12 protein-coding genes and 1 pseudogene are annotated in these 15,492 nt (G+C 61.7%); 7 read left to right on the top strand and 6 right to left on the bottom strand.

The features are described 5' to 3' along the window. On the top strand, positions 1 to 143 hold a 143-nt coding region (locus BZK31_RS27065; protein WP_482822371.1), incomplete at its 5' end, for a magnesium chelatase subunit ChlI family protein. Between the two features lie 188 nt (positions 144 to 331). Here the strand turns inward: BZK31_RS27065 and BZK31_RS30725 are convergent. The 3 genes and pseudogenes from BZK31_RS30725 to BZK31_RS27055 all read right to left on the bottom strand — a co-directional run bounded on the left by BZK31_RS30725 (position 332) and on the right by BZK31_RS27055 (position 3,409). Then, positions 332 to 1,054 carry a methyl-accepting chemotaxis protein gene (locus tag BZK31_RS30725; RefSeq protein WP_425273305.1) on the bottom strand — a complete coding sequence of 241 codons (723 nt, stop codon included), beginning with the start codon at positions 1,052 to 1,054 and terminating at the stop codon, positions 332 to 334. Positions 1,055 to 1,186: 132 nt separating this feature from the next. Beyond that, positions 1,187 to 2,308 (bottom strand): annotated as a pseudogene (locus BZK31_RS30720) (Cache 3/Cache 2 fusion domain-containing protein); the annotation flags it as partial. Positions 2,309 to 2,488: 180 nt separating this feature from the next. Further along, the gene (locus BZK31_RS27055; RefSeq protein WP_083186286.1) at positions 2,489 to 3,409 is read right to left on the bottom strand and encodes a LysR substrate-binding domain-containing protein; all 921 of its coding nucleotides are present in this window, start codon (positions 3,407 to 3,409) and stop codon (positions 2,489 to 2,491) included. 157 nt (positions 3,410 to 3,566) lie between these two features. Between BZK31_RS27055 and BZK31_RS27050 the strand changes: the two genes are divergently transcribed. Further along, entirely contained in the window at positions 3,567 to 4,949 is a 1,383-nt protein-coding gene (locus tag BZK31_RS27050) for a NorM family multidrug efflux MATE transporter (RefSeq protein ID WP_083186285.1), read from the top strand. A 4-nt stretch (positions 4,950 to 4,953) separates the two neighbouring features. Here BZK31_RS27050 and BZK31_RS27045 read toward each other — a convergent pair whose 3' ends face one another. Then, positions 4,954 to 6,624 (bottom strand): putative bifunctional diguanylate cyclase/phosphodiesterase, encoded by a 1,671-nt coding sequence (locus BZK31_RS27045; protein ID WP_083186284.1) that lies wholly within the window; start codon positions 6,622 to 6,624, stop codon positions 4,954 to 4,956. 204 nt (positions 6,625 to 6,828) lie between these two features. Here BZK31_RS27045 and rep point away from each other — a divergent pair, with 204 nt between their 5' ends. Together rep and BZK31_RS27035 are read left to right on the top strand one after the other, a co-directional pair. Further along, entirely contained in the window at positions 6,829 to 8,838 is a 2,010-nt protein-coding gene (rep, locus tag BZK31_RS27040; RefSeq protein ID WP_083186283.1) for a DNA helicase Rep, read from the top strand. Between the two features lie 53 nt (positions 8,839 to 8,891). After that, on the top strand, positions 8,892 to 9,461 hold the full coding sequence (locus tag BZK31_RS27035) for a xanthine phosphoribosyltransferase (RefSeq protein ID WP_083186282.1): 570 nt from the start codon (positions 8,892 to 8,894) through the stop codon (positions 9,459 to 9,461). 6 nt (positions 9,462 to 9,467) lie between these two features. Here the strand turns inward: BZK31_RS27035 and BZK31_RS27030 are convergent, their stop codons facing one another. Beyond that, positions 9,468 to 10,787 carry a sigma-54 interaction domain-containing protein gene (locus tag BZK31_RS27030; protein ID WP_083186281.1) on the bottom strand — a complete coding sequence of 440 codons (1,320 nt, stop codon included), beginning with the start codon at positions 10,785 to 10,787 and terminating at the stop codon, positions 9,468 to 9,470. 279 nt (positions 10,788 to 11,066) lie between these two features. On the opposite strand from BZK31_RS27030, the gene BZK31_RS27025 reads away from it, so the two are divergent. From BZK31_RS27025 to BZK31_RS27015, 3 genes are read left to right on the top strand one after another with little or no spacing between them, the layout of a single operon-like run. Next, positions 11,067 to 11,951, top strand: coding sequence for an MBL fold metallo-hydrolase (locus BZK31_RS27025; RefSeq protein ID WP_083186280.1), 885 nt, complete (start codon positions 11,067 to 11,069; stop codon positions 11,949 to 11,951). 26 nt (positions 11,952 to 11,977) lie between these two features. After that, complete coding sequence (locus tag BZK31_RS27020; RefSeq protein ID WP_083186279.1) at positions 11,978 to 13,231, top strand: NAD(P)/FAD-dependent oxidoreductase; 1,254 nt, start codon at positions 11,978 to 11,980, stop codon at positions 13,229 to 13,231. Continuing rightward, positions 13,224 to 14,042: a sulfite exporter TauE/SafE family protein gene (locus BZK31_RS27015; protein WP_083186278.1), complete on the top strand. Its 819-nt coding sequence runs from the start codon at positions 13,224 to 13,226 to the stop codon at positions 14,040 to 14,042. The genes BZK31_RS27020 and BZK31_RS27015 overlap by 8 nt, the downstream gene beginning before the upstream one ends. Before the next feature lie 18 nt (positions 14,043 to 14,060). Here the strand turns inward: BZK31_RS27015 and BZK31_RS27010 are convergent. Next, positions 14,061 to 15,492: acetyl-CoA hydrolase/transferase C-terminal domain-containing protein (locus BZK31_RS27010; protein ID WP_083186277.1), on the bottom strand; the 1,432-nt coding region annotated here is incomplete at its 5' end.

The raw sequence follows: 15,492 nt of genomic DNA, 5'->3' as shown, positions 1-15,492 counted from the left end.
CATGCGAACGCTTGACGCTATCACTGCGCTCGGCGCATCGGCTGCTGAAGGTGGCGAGGACCCTGGCGGATCTGGAGCAGGTGGAGGCGATCAATCGCGGTCATCTGGCGGAGGCGTTGCAGTATCGACCTGCGAGTGGGTGAGAGGGCATGCACCGGTACAACTGGATTCGACTGCACCCATTTAATGGCGGGCTGCCACCGGCTCAGGCCGAGAAAAAACTTAACGTCGTATCCGGGATCAGTTGACCACCACACTCTTTCAAACCCGAAAAGACCATGCCAGCAAATACCACCGGCATGGTCGCAACAGAATTAAAGCAAGCTACCCCTCACCGAAACCGATCAACCTCTTTGCGCAACTCACCCGCCAGCGAATTCAGCTCTTGAGCGGTAATGGCCAGGTTGGACACCACTTCGCGCTGTTCGCTGTTGGCCATGGCAATGCTTTGCAGGTTGCTGCTGAGCATGGTGGCGGTGCTGCTTTGTTCCTGGGTCGCGGTGGTGATCGCGGCGAACTGGTGGCCGGCCGAGCGGCTTTGTTCGTCGATCTGGGCCAGGGCAGAAGCCACTTTGGCGTTCAGCGACAGGCCTTCCTGCATCAGGATATTGCCCTGTTGCATGGTGCTGATGGCATTGCCGGTTTCCTGCTGAATGCTGGCGATCATGCCGGAGATTTCATCGGTGGCCTGACGGGTGCGCGAAGCCAGGCTGCGAACTTCGTCGGCGACCACGGCAAAGCCGCGGCCCTGCTCACCGGCCCGCGCAGCCTCGATGGCCGCGTTGAGCGCCAGCAGGTTGGTCTGGTCGGCAATCGAGGTGATCACGCCCACGATGCTGCCGATTTCCTGGGAACGCTGGCCCAAGGTATCGATCACCGTCGCGGTACTGCTCAGCGAGGTGGCGATCTGTTGCAGCGATGAGGACGCTTCTTCCATGGAGGTACGACCGATACGGGTCTGTTGCGCGTTTTCCTGCGCCAGACGCTCGGTATTGCCCATGTTGTCGGCGATGTTCATCGACGTAGCGCTGAACTCTTCGACCGCGCCGGCCATGCTGGTGATCTCGCCGGACTGCTGTTCCATGCCTTCGTAGGCACCGCCGGACAAACCGGACAGCGCGTGGGCACGGGTGCTGACTTCCTGCGCGGCGGTGCGAATGTGCGACACCATCGACGAGAGCGCTTCGCTCATCTTGTTGAAGCTGCCCGACAACTGACCGATTTCGTCGTTGCTGGTGATGTTCAGGCGCACGCTCAGGTTGCCCGCGCCCAGTTCATCGGCCTGGCGGACCAGTTCGGACAGCGGGCGCAGTTTGCTGCGCAGAAGCCAGATGGCGCTGATGACCGCGATCAGCATGGCCAGCAGGCTGCCGATGGCCAATTGCGTGCCGACATCCCAGGTCACGGCTCTGATTTCATCGCTTGGCATGCTGGCAATAACGGTCCATGGACCGCCTGCGAATGTCTGGCCGACGCTGTAGAAATCCTGTTTGCCATCGTTCCAGAACTCGGCCTTGCCCGGTTTGCTGGCCAGATCGGCAACCGCCTTCGCGGCGCTTTCCGGCGACTGAATACCGGCAGGCGGCACCAGCCAGGTGCCTTTGTCGTCGAGCAGGGCCAGCGACCCGGTGGACCCAATGCGGAAGTTCTTCAGATCATCGAACTGGGTCTTCTGTGCATCGGTGTAATCGAAGCCCACGAACAAGGCCGCAATGATCTTGCCGCTGCTGTCGCGAACCGGGCTGTACTGGGTCATGTAATAGCGATCAAACAACACCGCCTTGCCAACATAACCCTGGCCGGACATCAGGCGCCCATAGGCCGGGGCCTTGCGATCCAGCATCGTACCAATGGCGCGAGTGCCATCCTGCTTGCTCAGCGAAGTACTGATGCGGATGAAGTCGTCGCCACTGCGCACGAAGATAGTTGCCACGCCCGCAGTAAGCCGACGGAACTCGTCCACTTCGCTAAAGTCATTATTGAGCGCTGTATCACGTAGAAACAGACCGGGCGTTTGAGTCCCGGCGACGGTGACGGATTTATCGGTCTGTAGGGTCAGGCCATCGGCAAAGCGCTTTTCGAACAACCCGCTCAGCCGCTGTGTGCTGTCGCGCAGGGTGCTGTGAAAAGTGTTGAGCTGATCAGCGAGCAATCTGGCTTCACTGGACATATGCTCTTCGCGAATCACCAGGTTGGACGCATCGAGGGACCTCAACGCGAACAGCGTGCTACCGCTGATGACGACAGCCAGAATGACAGCCAGTGCGATGCCGAGTTGCGTAGCAATCCGGGTACGGGGCTTGGACATAGAAGCTCCACGCCGAAAGATTAGCGCCGGTCCATGGCTCATCTTTCAGCAGACGTTAGTTTAAGTGTTGTACCGTTTCGAACAGACGGCTCTTGGGCAATGCTTCGGCCATCAAGAGCGATACTTGAGTGCCGTATGTACGTTAGCAAACGATGGCATTTTCGCACTATGCAGCGCGCTTTAGTGCAAAATTTCAACTAAGGGCAATTCCATCGCCTGAACTTCGGCCTGCAGAAAGTCGCTGAGCCGCCGCAACCGCTCTGCGCCGGGCCTCGTACGCGGCCAGACCAGATAATAGTTTTCACCGCTGGCGACCGCCGTGCGCCATGGCAGGCTCAGTCTGGCTTGCGCCACATCTTCGGCCACCATCAGTAAGTCGCCCATCGACACCCCATAACCGCGTGCCGCAGCAATCATTCCCAGTTCCAGCGTATCGAAGACCTGTCCACCCTTGAGCGACACCTTGTCTGCCAGTCCCATGCGATTAAGCCAGGTACGCCAGTCACGGCGGTCCGGTGTCGGGTGCAGCAGCTCGGCCTTGGCCAGCCGCTCGACATTCCACGGCGGGTCGCGCAGTAAAGTCGGCGCGCCGACCGGAATCAGCCATTCCGGAAACAGCAGGGTCGCTTCCCAGTCGGCTGGAAAATGCCCGTGGCTGAGCAGGATCGCGCAATCGAACGGCTCTTGCGCGAAGTCCACTGCGTCGATATCCATCCACGCGCTGGTCAGTTGTACGTCGTTGCCAACCTGCAAATGGCGAAAGCGGCTGAGCCGCGCCAGCAACCAGCGCATGGTCAGCGTGGACGGGGCTTTCATGCGCAAAACGCCCTCTTCCGTCTGCAATGTGCTGCACGCCCGCTCCAGAGCCAGGAAACCGTCCCGCACACCCGGCAACAAGGCGCGGCCCGACTCAGTGAGTTGCAGGTTGCGCCCGTTGCGCTGAAACAATCGGCAGGCAAAGTGCTCTTCAAGCGTACGAATATGGCGACTGACCGCACTCTGGGTAATGGACAGCTCTTCAGCCGCACGGGTGAACGAGGTGTGCCTGGCCGCAGCTTCAAATGCACGCAGCGCATAGAGGGGAGGAAGACGAAGAGACATGCGCTGCTTTCCAGATCAATGAAGCAGCCACTTTACTGTAAAGCCGCTCAGATGAGTTTTAGTCATGCTGAGCATCGCATTTATCGCTTTGTGCTTGCCACGCTAAATGCCCAGAATGGGCGGCTCATCAGTTCCTCTGCCGTAGAGCACCGTCACCATGCAACAGCCCGCCCTCAAAGAACTCTGGATCATCCTGCGCCTGGCCGGACCGCTGATTGCCTCCCAGATGGCGCACATGCTGATGGTGTTCACTGACACGGTCATGATGGGCAAGATCGGCCCCGAGGCCTTGGCGGGCGGTGGTCTGGGGGCTGCGACCTACAACTTCATCTCGTTTTTTTGCGTGGGTGTAATGGCCGCGGTCGGCACGCTGGTATCGATCCGTCATGGCGCGGGCGACACCGAGGGCGCGACCCGACTGACTCAAGCCGGACTCTGGCTCGCGTGGGGCATGGCGTTGGTGGCGGCGCTGATTCTATGGAATCTGGAACCCATCCTGCTGCAGTTCGGACAGGCTGAAGCCAACGTGCACATGGCTGCGCAATTTCTGATCACTCTGCCGCTGGCCCTGCCCGGCCTGCTCAGCTTCATGGCCTTGCGCGGTTTTACCAGCGCGCTGGGCCGGGCCGGGCCGGTGATGACCATCAGCCTGATCGGCGCCGTGGCCAACTACGCGCTCAACTACGCACTGATTCACCAATGGTTCGGCTTGCCCAATCTGGGCCTGATGGGCATCGGCCTGGTCACGGCCATCGTGACCAACTGCATGGCACTGGCCCTGGCGCTGCACATCGGTCGGCACCCGGCCTACGCGGCCTATCCGATTCGCAAAGGCTTGTCGAAATTGTCGCGCAGTCATCTGGCTGAACTGTGGCGCCTGGGCCTGCCAATCGGTGGCACCTATGCGGTGGAGGTCGGGCTGTTTACCTTCGCGGCGTTCTGCATGGGCGCGATGGGCAGTACGCAAATGGCGGCGCACCAGATCGCCCTGCAAACCGTGTCGATGGCGTTCATGGTCCCGGTCGGAATTTCCTACGCCGTGACCATGCGCATCGGTCAGCACTACGGCGCAGGCAACATGCTGATGGCCCGCACGGCCGGGCGTTTGGGGATCGGTTTCGGCGGCACGGTCATGCTCTTGTTCGGCCTGCTGTTCTGGCTGGCACCGCATCAGATCATCGGCCTGTTTCTCGACATCAATGACCCGGCGTTCGCCGACATCGTGGTCATGGCCGTGAAACTGCTGGCCATCGCCGCCTGGTTTGAGTTTTTCGATGGCACGCAGACCATCGCGATGGGCGCGATTCGTGGCCTCAAGGATGCGCGCACCACTTTTCTGGTCGGACTGCTTTGCTACTGGCTGATCGCTGCACCTGCCGCCTGGCTATTGGGCTTTTCGGCCAACGCCGGTGCGCCGGGTGTCTGGTGGGGGCTGGCGTTGGGCCTGCTCTGCTCGGCGGTGGCGCTGACCGGAGCCTTCGAATGGAAAACCGCCCGGCTGCTGCGCAAGGAAGCCGCAGGCGCCGTGGTCACGGGTTGATGCGTCAGGACGCCGCGCCGTTCGACGTCTCGCAGCGGTCAGCATCCGACTTCAGCCACGTCACCAAATCAGCCATCGGCAGCGGTCGACTGATCAGATAGCCCTGCACCTGATCGCACGCACACCCTCGCAAAAGCGCCAGTTGCCCTGAGGTTTCAACGCCTTCGGCGACCACGTCCAGGTTCAGGTTATGCGCCAGATTGATCATGGCATGGACCAGCTTGCGGTTTTCCTCGCGGCTTTCCATTTCTGCGACAAAGCTCTTGTCGATCTTGAGCAGCGTGATGGGCAGGCTGTTGAGGTGCATGAACGACGAATAGCCGGTGCCAAAATCGTCGAGCGAAAAGCGCACGCCGAGTCGCCCGAGGGCATCCATGGTGTGCCTGACCTGGTCACTGCTGCGCATGACTGCGGTTTCGGTCAGCTCGAACTCCAGCCAGTGCGCGTCGACATTGTGTTGTGCGATGAGACGGTTCAAGGTCGCCAGCAACTGGCTGTCCTGAAACTGCCGGAACGAGAGGTTGATGGCCATGTGCAGCGGCGCAAGGCCCTGCTCACCCAGCGCCTGCATGTCGCGTAGCGCGCGGAAGATGACCCAGTACCCCAGCGGCACGATCAACCCGCTTTGCTCGGCCAGCGGCACGAACTCGCCGGGCGACAGCAACCCTCGTTCGGGATGACGCCAGCGCACCAGCGCTTCCAGACCGACGACCTTGCCGCTGCTCAGGCACAGGCGCGGCTGATAATGCAGCTCCATCTCGTCGCGTCGCAGACCGCGCCGCAACTCGCCTTCCAGATCCGCGAGACTGCGGGCGTTGCGATTGATGCGTTCGTCGAACAGGTGAAACGTGCAGCCGTGAAGGCTCTTGGCCTGACGCATCGCGATATGCGCATGCCACATCAGCGAGTCGGCGCCCGCTTCGGCCTGCGAATGGGCAATGCCCAGGCTGCAGCCCAGCAACAGGCTTTCGCCGTCTATCCAGTATGGCTCCGACAGCGCGTCGGTAATGCGTTCGGCCACCTGCGTGGCACGCTCAGCGGCCTGTCGGGTATCAATCAGCAGAGCGAATTCATCACCGCCCAGCCGAGCGATCTGATCACCGGAACGCAGCTGATTCTTCACCCGCGCCACCACTTGCAGAATCAGCCGGTCACCGGCCTGATAGCCCAGCGAGTCATTGGCGCGCCGGAAGTTGTCCAGGTCCAGATGCCCGAGTGCCAGACTGCCGCCATCGGCGAGACGCGCCGTCAGCATGGCCTGAAAACCCTGCCGATTGGCGATGCCGGTCAGCGTGTCCTGTCCGGCCAGGCGTTGCAGGGTCTGTTCGAGCCGATTTCGCTCACGAACATGCCGCAGACAGCGGCGCAAGGTGTCATCGGTCAACGCACCGCGCACCAGCCAGTCGTTCACACCGGCCGGGCCCACGGACGGCTCTTCTTCAAGCAGCACCACCATGGGCAGTGTGCAACTGCCGACGGGCGGCTGCAGATCGGGCGTGGTCAGCAGCACGGTATTGAGCTCAGTGCCGTATCGGGTGCTGAACGCCTGCCAATTGGCGGCGTGCAGCAGCGTCACCGCGCTGTCCGCATCGGTCAGACAACCGCTCAAAAGCGTCTGCCAGGACGGCTCTTGTGCCAGCAGAAGCAACCGCAAAGGTTCGACAGGCGTAGGCAATCTAACTTCCTAAGTTCAAAGGAAAAACCGATGGTCGCGCTCGTTCGGGAGCGCGACGAATACACTTCTCTTCGCGCCGCGGCGCAAATGTAACAAAAACAAAGAAATTAGATAGCCGTTACGACCTTTCTACGATGATCGCTGCACAAACCCGTGGGCCTGTTAAAATGCCCGACCTTTTCGCAAACGACTTTTCAGACTGTCATGTCCCGACTCAATCCCCGGCAACAGGAAGCCGTGAACTACGTCGGCGGCCCTCTTTTGGTGCTCGCCGGTGCAGGCTCCGGCAAAACCAGTGTGATCACGCGCAAGATCGCGCACCTGATCCAGAACTGCGGCATCAAGGCCCAGTACATCGTCGCCATGACCTTTACCAACAAGGCCGCGCGCGAAATGAAAGAGCGGGTCGGCACGCTGCTCAGAGGCGGCGAAGGGCGTGGCCTGACGGTGTCGACGTTCCACAACCTGGGCCTGAACATCATCCGCAAGGAGCACACGCGGCTGGGTTACAAGCCGGGTTTCTCGATCTTCGACGAGACCGACGTCAAAGCGCTGATCACCGACATCATGCAGAAAGAGTATTCGGGCGACGACGGCGTCGACGAAATCAAGAACATGATCGGCTCCTGGAAAAACGACCTGATCCTGCCCGCCGAAGCGCTGGAGAACTCGCGCAACCCCAAGGAACAGACCGCCGCCATCGTCTACACCCACTACCAGCGCACGCTCAAGGCGTACAACGCAGTGGACTTCGATGACCTGATCCTGCTGCCGGTGAAGCTGTTTCAGGAACACGCCGACATTCTGGAAAAATGGCAGAACAAGGTCCGCTACCTGCTGGTGGACGAATATCAGGACACCAACGCCAGCCAGTACCTGCTGGTCAAACTGCTGATCGGCAGCCGTCATCAGTTCACTGTGGTGGGCGACGACGACCAGTCAATCTATGCCTGGCGTGGCGCGCGGCCGGAAAACCTGATGCTGCTCAAGGATGATTACCCGTCGTTGAAAGTGGTGATGCTGGAGCAGAACTACCGCTCTACCAGCCGCATCCTGCGCTGCGCCAACGTGCTGATCTCCAACAACCCGCACGAATTCGAGAAGCAGCTCTGGTCGGAAATGGGCCACGGCGACGAGATCCGCGTCATCCGCTGCCGCAACGAAGACGCCGAGGCCGAGCGGGTGGCGGTGGAAATCCTCACCCTGCACTTGCGCACCGACCGGCCGTACAGCGACTTCGCCATCCTGTATCGCGGTAACTATCAGGCCAAGCTGATCGAGCTGAAACTGCAGCACCATCAGATTCCTTACCGGCTTTCAGGCGGCAACAGTTTTTTTGGTCGCCAGGAAGTGAAAGACCTGATGGCCTATTTCCGCCTGCTGGTGAACCCGGATGACGATAACGCTTTCCTGCGAGTGATCAACGTGCCACGTCGCGAGATCGGCTCCACCACTCTGGAAAAGCTCGGCAACTACGCCACCGAGCGCAAGATTTCGATGTACGCCGCCACCGACGAAATCGGCCTGGGCGAACACCTGGACAGCCGCTTCACCGACCGCCTGCAACGCTTCAAGCGCTGGATGGACGGTGTACGCCAGCAATGCGCGCAGAACGACCCCATCGCCGCGCTGCGCAGCATGGTCATGGACATCGACTACGAAAACTGGCTGCGCCAGAACAGCTCCAGCGAGAAAGCCGCCGATTACCGGATGAGCAACGTCTGGTTCCTGATCGAAGCATTGAAGAACACGCTGGAGAAAGACGAAGAAGGTGGCATGACCATCGAGGAAGCGATCGGCAAGCTGGTCCTGCGCGACATGCTCGAACGCCAGCAGGAAGAGGAAGACGGCGCCGAAGGGGTGCAGATGATGACCCTGCACGCCTCCAAAGGTCTGGAGTTTCCCTACGTGTTCATCATGGGCATGGAAGAGGAAATCCTGCCGCACCGTTCCAGCATCGAGGCCGACACCATCGAAGAAGAACGCCGCCTGGCCTACGTGGGCATCACCCGCGCACGCCAGACGCTGGCCTTTACTTTCGCCGCCAAGCGCAAGCAGTACGGCGAGATCATCGACTGCGCGCCGAGCCGTTTTCTGGATGAGCTGCCGCCTGACGATCTGGCCTGGGAAGGCAATGACGACACGCCGACCGAGGTCAAGGCGGTACGCGGCAACACAGCCCTGGCGGATATCCGCGCCATGCTGAAACGCTGACCGGCACACAATATCGATCATTTATTGCGCAATGGCGCAGCCAAGGAACCGAAGTGGAAGCACTGCACAAGAAGATTCGCGAAGAAGGCATCGTACTGTCCGACCAGGTGCTGAAGGTCGATGCGTTTCTCAATCACCAGATCGACCCGGCGCTGATGAAAGCCATCGGTGACGAGTTCGCCCGCCTGTTCGCCGATTCGGGCGTCACCAAGATCGTCACCATCGAAGCCTCGGGCATCGCGCCTGCGGTGATGGCGGGTCTGAACATGGGCGTGCCGGTCATCTTCGCCCGTAAGCACCAGTCACTGACCCTGACCGAAAATCTGCTGTCGGCCACGGTCTACTCGTTCACCAAACAAGTTGAAAGCACGGTCGCCATCTCGCCACGCCACCTCAGCAGTGACGATAACGTGTTGATCATCGATGACTTCCTGGCCAACGGCAAAGCCTCGCAGGCGCTGATCTCGATCATCAAGCAGGCGGGTGCGACCGTCGCCGGACTGGGTATCGTGATCGAGAAGTCTTTTCAGGGCGGCCGTGCCGAGCTGGATGCGCAGGGCTATCGCGTCGAGTCGCTGGCGCGGGTCGAGTCGCTGGCCGACGGCGTCGTGACCTTCAAGTAACGACCGTCAGTTCAGCACGCCGAGCGTGCGCAATCGCCGATACAGGGTGCGCTCGCTCAGCCCCAGCTCTTTCGCCAGTTCACTGCGCGAGCCCTGAAACACACTCAGCGCATGGGCGAGCCTTTCCAGTCCGTCGTCCTGACGGCGCGGCAACAAATGACCCGCCTCGTGGTGCCCGCGCACTTCGGCGGGCAAGTCCTGAACCCGAATCACGCCGTCATCGGTGAACAAGCGAGCGCGCTCCAGAATATTGCGCAGCTCGCGGATATTTCCGGGGTAGCTGTACAGCTCGAGTCGCTTCATGGCCTCGGGATCGATACGCGGCACAGCACCTTGCGAGCTGCGTTGCAGCAGGCTGTCGATCAGCAACGGCAGATCGTCAGTGCGCTCACGCAACGCGGGCAGGCGGATCGGAAAGGCGCTGATGCGATAGAACAGGTCCTGGCGAAAACTGCCTTCGGCCACCATCTCCTTGAGTGGTTTGTGGGTAGCGGTCACCAGCCGGAAGTCCGAGTGCACGGTGCGCAGGCTGCCCACCGGCCGGAAACTGCCCGATTCGATCAGCCGCAGCAGTTTGACCTGCATGGCCAGCGGCACCTCGCCGATTTCATCGAGAAACAGGGTGCCGCCGTGCGCGGCTTCAGCCAGTCCGGTCTTGCGTTGCAGTGCGCCCGTGAACGCACCTTTCTCGTAGCCGAACAGCTCGCTCTCCAGCAATGATTCGGTCAGCCCGGTGCAATCCACCACCACCAACGGGCCGGATGACCGCGAGCTGCCGGCATGCAGCGCACGCGCGAACAATTCCTTGCCAGTACCGGATTCGCCCTGCAACAGCACCGGAATCTGCGCCGGTGCGGCACGCTGCAACGCACTCAACACATCCTTGAATGCAGCGCAGCGCCCCACCAACCCGTGCCGTTGCGGCTGAACCGAGGCCACCGCCACCGAGCTCAGCCGCTCGACATACGCAATGACCTCGCCCTGATCGCCCAGGATCGGGCGCAACTCGACGTCCACATGCTCAGGGCCACGCGGGGTGTGGTGGATATGCAACAGCCGCTCCGGAAGCCGGGTTTCATGCGCCTTGCGCATCGGGCAGTGTTCACCCGCCTGGTCACAGGGCACGGCGTATTGGTGCGACACCCGGTAGCATTTCTCGCCCACATGCGGCACACCTTCAACACCGAACTGACGCTGATAGGCCGTGTTGGCCGCGATGATGTTGTAGTCGGTGTCCAGGACGATAGTGGGACGCGCATCGTGTTCGAGGTAGGACACCAACGACTGCATGCGGCTGCCGGAAAAATCGGTGGCGATGAGGGGCATAGCGGTTCCTGTGCACGTCACGTGATGAGCGACACGCAGCTTATCTCATCGGACTGCCAGATGCTGCCATTCACTGCCAGCGCTCTGCCAGAAAGTGGCAGCCAGGTCGTGATGAACCGTACATCCTCGCCTGACTCAACCGCCTGAAAGCGCTGGATCCAAAAGGTCTACGCTCATTCATCAGGCGTTGGCATGTTACTTGTAACTCCTCCCTGTAACTGCCAACCGCCTTGCCTGCCAGCGCGGCTTTCGAGCGATTTACAGTCGGGGAAATTCAAGATGATCATCGGTGAAACGCTTTACATCGAAGCGCTGTTCGACCGCCAGACCTGGACCGTCAGCTATCTGGTGATGGACCTGCCCAGCAAGCAGTGCGCGATCATCGACAGCGTGCTCGACTACGACCCGAAATCGGGACGCACCCGCACCGAGTCCGCAGACCGGATGATCGGCCGTGTAAGGGCGTTGCAGGCCTCGGTGCAGTGGATTCTGGAAACCCACGTCCACGCCGACCACCTGTCCGCTGCGGCCTATCTGAAAGAGAAGCTGGCCGGGCAGACCGTCATCGGCCGGCACATCACTCAAGTTCAGGAAACATTCGGTGCGCTGTTCAACGCCCCCGACGACTTTGTCCGCGACGGCAGCCAGTTCGATGTGCTGCTCGACGATGGCGCGACTTTCGCCATCGGCTCGCTAAAGGCCCGGGCACTGCACACGCCGGGCCACACACCGGCGTGCATGAGCTATCTGGTCGAGATCGGCGAGCAAAGCGTGGCGTTCGTCGGCGACACGCTGTTCATGCCGGATTACGGCACCGCCCGTTGCGACTTCCCCGGCGCCAGCGCTCGCACGCTGTACCGCTCGATTCGCAAGCTGCTGGCATTGCCGCCGCAGACGAGGTTGTTCATGTGTCATGACTACCTGCCCAACGGTCGTGAGCTGAAGTACATGACCACCGTGGCCGAACAGCGCGCCAGCAACATTCATGTGCGCGACGGCATCGACGAAGACGCTTTTGTCAGCATGCGTGAAGCCCGCGACGCAACGCTGGAAATGCCGGTGCTCATGCTGCCCTCGGTGCAAGTCAACATGCGCTGCGGCCATCTTCCGGAGCCGGAAGAAAATGGCGTTCGCTACCTGAAAATCCCGCTCAACACCCTTTGAATTTCGTCCGCTCTGGAAGCCTCGCCATGAATGCCCCAACGACCACCTGCCAGATCCTGATCGTCGGAGCCGGTGCCGCCGGTATCGCAACCGCCGCCAGCCTGCTTGCCCGCGACAAGACGCTGAGCATCACGCTGGTCGATCCGGCCGAGACGCATTACTACCAGCCGGGCTGGACCCTGGTGGGCGCGGGCATCTTCAAGCCTGAAACGACGGCGCGCAGCATGGCCTCGCTGATTCCCAAGGGCGTGACGTGGCTCAAGGCCGCCGTGGCGAACTTCGAGCCGCAGGACAACCAAGTGACCCTGCAGGACGGTCGAATCCTCGGCTATCAGCACCTGGTGGTCTGCCCCGGCCTGAAACTGGACTGGGCCGCCATCGACGGCCTGGTCGAGACGCTGGGCAGCAACGGCGTGACTTCCAATTACCGTTACGACCTGGCGCCGTATACCTGGGAGCTGGTGCAGAATCTGCAGCAGGGCCGCGCCCTTTTCACTCAGCCACCGATGCCGATCAAATGCGCGGGCGCGCCGCAGAAAGCCCTGTACCTGTCGTGTGATCATTGGCGCAAGGCCGGTCGTCAGGGCCAGATCAACGCGCAATTTTTCAACGCCGGAGCGGTGCTGTTCGGCGTCGCGGACTATGTGCCGGCACTGATGCACTACGTCGAGCGCTATGCCATCGATTTGCAGTTCGGCCATCGCCTGGTGGCCGTCGACGGACCCGGAAAACGCGCGACCTTCATGCGTACCACAGCGGACGGCGGCACCGAAACCGTCGAGCAGGGTTTCGAGATGCTGCACGTAGTGCCGCCGCAGATTGCCCCGGATTTCATTCGTGCCAGTGCGCTGGCAGATGCTGCGGGCTGGGTGGATGTCGATCCGGCCACGCTGCGGCATCGGCAGTTCGCCAATGTGCACGGGCTGGGCGATGCCACCAATACCGGCAACGCAAAGACCGCAGCGGCGGCGCGCAAACAGGCGCCTGTCGTAGCCCATAACGTGTTGGTGGCGCTGGGACGCGCCGCCGCTGCTGCCGCCTACGACGGTTATGGTTCGTGCCCGCTGACGGTCGAGAAAGGCAAGATCGTGCTCGCCGAATTCACCTACGGCGGCAAGCTTGCGCCGAGTTTTCCGCAATGGCTGCTCAACGGTCGCCAGCCGACCCGATTGGCCTGGTGGCTGAAAGAACGCGTGCTGCCTGCGCTCTACTGGCATGGCATGCTCAAGGGCCGCGAGTGGCTGGCACGACCGAAGAAGGCCCCAGCCAGACATGGATGAGCATCAACTGCTGGGCGCGGGTCTGGGGGCGATCATTGGAGCGGTGCTGGCACTGACAGGCGCGGGTGGCGGTATTCTCGCAGTGCCGCTGCTGGTGTTCGGGCTGGGTCTGTCGATCGTCGAAGCGGCGCCGGTCGGTTTGCTGGCGGTCGGCATGGCGGCGGCCGTGGGTGCGGTACTGGGTTTGCGTCAAGGCATCGTTCGTTATCGGGCGGCGGCGTACATCGCCAGTATCGGCATCGTCGTCGCGCCGATGGGCTTGTGGCTGGCGCATCGTCTGCCCAATGCGCCGCTGGCGCTGATCTTCTCCACAGTGCTGCTATACGCCTGCGGGCGCATGCTGATCCGGGCCCATCGGGAATTGCGTGACGGTCCGGCCGCGCCGCGTACACAAGTCCTGCCCTGCGTGCTCAATCCGCTGCAAGGTCGCCTGCGCTGGAGCATGCCGTGCCTGCGCGCCCTGACGCTGACCGGAATCGGCTCGGGCGTGCTGTCCGGCCTGCTGGGCGTGGGTGGCGGCTTCGTGATCGTGCCGTCGCTGACGCGCTACACCGACCTGGACATGAAAAGCGTGATGGCCACTTCGCTGGCGGTAATCGCGCTGGTCTCCACCGGCAGCGTGATGACCGCCTCGCTGAGCGGCGTCATGCACTGGTCGATCGGTCTGCCCTTTGCGCTCGGCGCCATCGTCGGCCTGATGGCAGGCAGACAGATCTGCCGCTACCTCGCCGGTCCCAGGCTGCAACAACTGTTCGCCCTCTGCGGGATCGTTGCGGCGGTCATGCTGGCGGTGTCGGTCTGGTCGCGGTGATCAGCGCCAGCAAAGCATTCACACCGCCGAGTTCTGCAAACCGGCCAGCAGCAGTCGCTGATACAGCTCCTCACGCAAACCTTGCGGCTGGTCGAGTTGCATGCGCTGCAAGTGCTCTGGGTAGGCGTCGGGCTCGGGGGCGTCGAGGGTCGCTTTGCCCAGCTCCAGAATCTCGGTGAGTTTGAGTTTGCTCTTGAGCCAGTTCAGCGCCCGCAGCAAATCGCGCTCCTGAGGCGTGAAATCGCAACCCAGTGGGTATTCGGTAAACAGCGACGGATGTCGGGACGCGATGTCCTGCAAACGCTCCGGCGTGTTCTGCGTGAAGCGCGGATCGAGGCTGAAATGCTTCGGCAGCTTGCCCGCCTTCTGCGCCTGTTCTATCAGGCCTGGCTGAAAGCGGGAGTCGCTGATGTTGAGCAGGCGCTCGATCACCGTTGCATCGGTCTGGCCGCGCAGGTCGGCAATGCCGTACTCAGTCACGACGATGTCCCGCAGATGACGGGGAATGGTCGCATGGCCGTATTCCCAGACGATATTGGAGCTGGTCTCGCCCGCCGATTCACGCCAGCTGCGCAGCATCAGAATCGAACGAGCATCTTCCAGCGCATGCGCCTGCGCGACGAAGTTGTACTGGCCACCCACGCCGCTCAGCACCCGCCCGTCCTCCAGTTGATCGGCCACCGCCGCGCCCATCAACGTGACCGTGAAAGCGCTGTTGATGAAGCGCGCATCGCGTCGCTGCAGACGTTTGAGTTCTTCATTGCCGTACAGCTCGTTGATGTAGCTGATGGCGGTCATGTTGAATTGCGCCAGACGCTCGGCTGGCAGCTCGCGCAGCCGCTCATAGAAACTGGTCGGCCCGAGGAAGAAGCCGCCATGAACCACGACGCCATCGGGGTAGGCGTTTTCATCCAGCGTTCCCATGTTGGCCAACCGTTGCAGCTCTGCATCGGCATACACCTTGCGCCGCACGATCCCGGCATCGGCCAGCACCAGCAGGCCATTGACGAACATTTCGCTGCAACCGTACAGGCCGTTGGCGAAGGGCTGCATACCACCCTCGCGGTCGATCAGAGTTTGCCAGTTGCTCATGTTCAATTCGGCCAGCAAGGCGCGCCAGGTCGCGTTGTCCGCCTGCCGCGCCAGCAACGCACCGGTCAGCGCGTCGCCCATCGAGCCAATGCCGATCTGCAGGGTGCCGCCGTCACGGACCAGCGTGCTGGCATGCAGGCCGATCAGATGGTCCTGATAGCCCACCGGCATGTTGGGCGTGGAAAACAGCGTGCTGCGCTCGTCCTCATCCAGCAGCAGGTCGAACGCCACCTCCTCCAGTTCGGAGTCGCCGGGCATGTACGGCAGGTCGGCGTGCACCTGCCCGAGCATCAGGATGGTTTCACCGGCGGCCCGCCGCTTGGCGATCATCGGCAACAGGTCCAGCGTCACGTCGGGG

The organism is Pseudomonas floridensis (assembly GCF_002087235.1).
Lineage (GTDB): Bacteria > Pseudomonadota > Gammaproteobacteria > Pseudomonadales > Pseudomonadaceae > Aquipseudomonas > Aquipseudomonas floridensis.
This window is presented reverse-complemented; position numbering and strand designations above follow the sequence as displayed.

Excerpts from the sequence above, each read along its gene's own strand:
- BZK31_RS30725 (WP_425273305.1), bottom strand. The coding sequence starts at position 1,054 with ATGGCCGGCGCGGTCGAAGAGTTCAGCGCTACGTCGATGAACATCGCC.
- BZK31_RS27055 (WP_083186286.1), bottom strand. The coding sequence starts at position 3,409 with ATGTCTCTTCGTCTTCCTCCCCTCTATGCGCTGCGTGCATTTGAAGCT.
- BZK31_RS27050 (WP_083186285.1), top strand. The coding sequence starts at position 3,567 with ATGCAACAGCCCGCCCTCAAAGAACTCTGGATCATCCTGCGCCTGGCC.
- rep (WP_083186283.1), top strand. The coding sequence starts at position 6,829 with ATGTCCCGACTCAATCCCCGGCAACAGGAAGCCGTGAACTACGTCGGC.
- BZK31_RS27030 (WP_083186281.1), bottom strand. The coding sequence starts at position 10,787 with ATGCCCCTCATCGCCACCGATTTTTCCGGCAGCCGCATGCAGTCGTTG.
- BZK31_RS27025 (WP_083186280.1), top strand. The coding sequence starts at position 11,067 with ATGATCATCGGTGAAACGCTTTACATCGAAGCGCTGTTCGACCGCCAG.
- BZK31_RS27020 (WP_083186279.1), top strand. The coding sequence starts at position 11,978 with ATGAATGCCCCAACGACCACCTGCCAGATCCTGATCGTCGGAGCCGGT.
- BZK31_RS27015 (WP_083186278.1), top strand. The coding sequence starts at position 13,224 with ATGGATGAGCATCAACTGCTGGGCGCGGGTCTGGGGGCGATCATTGGA.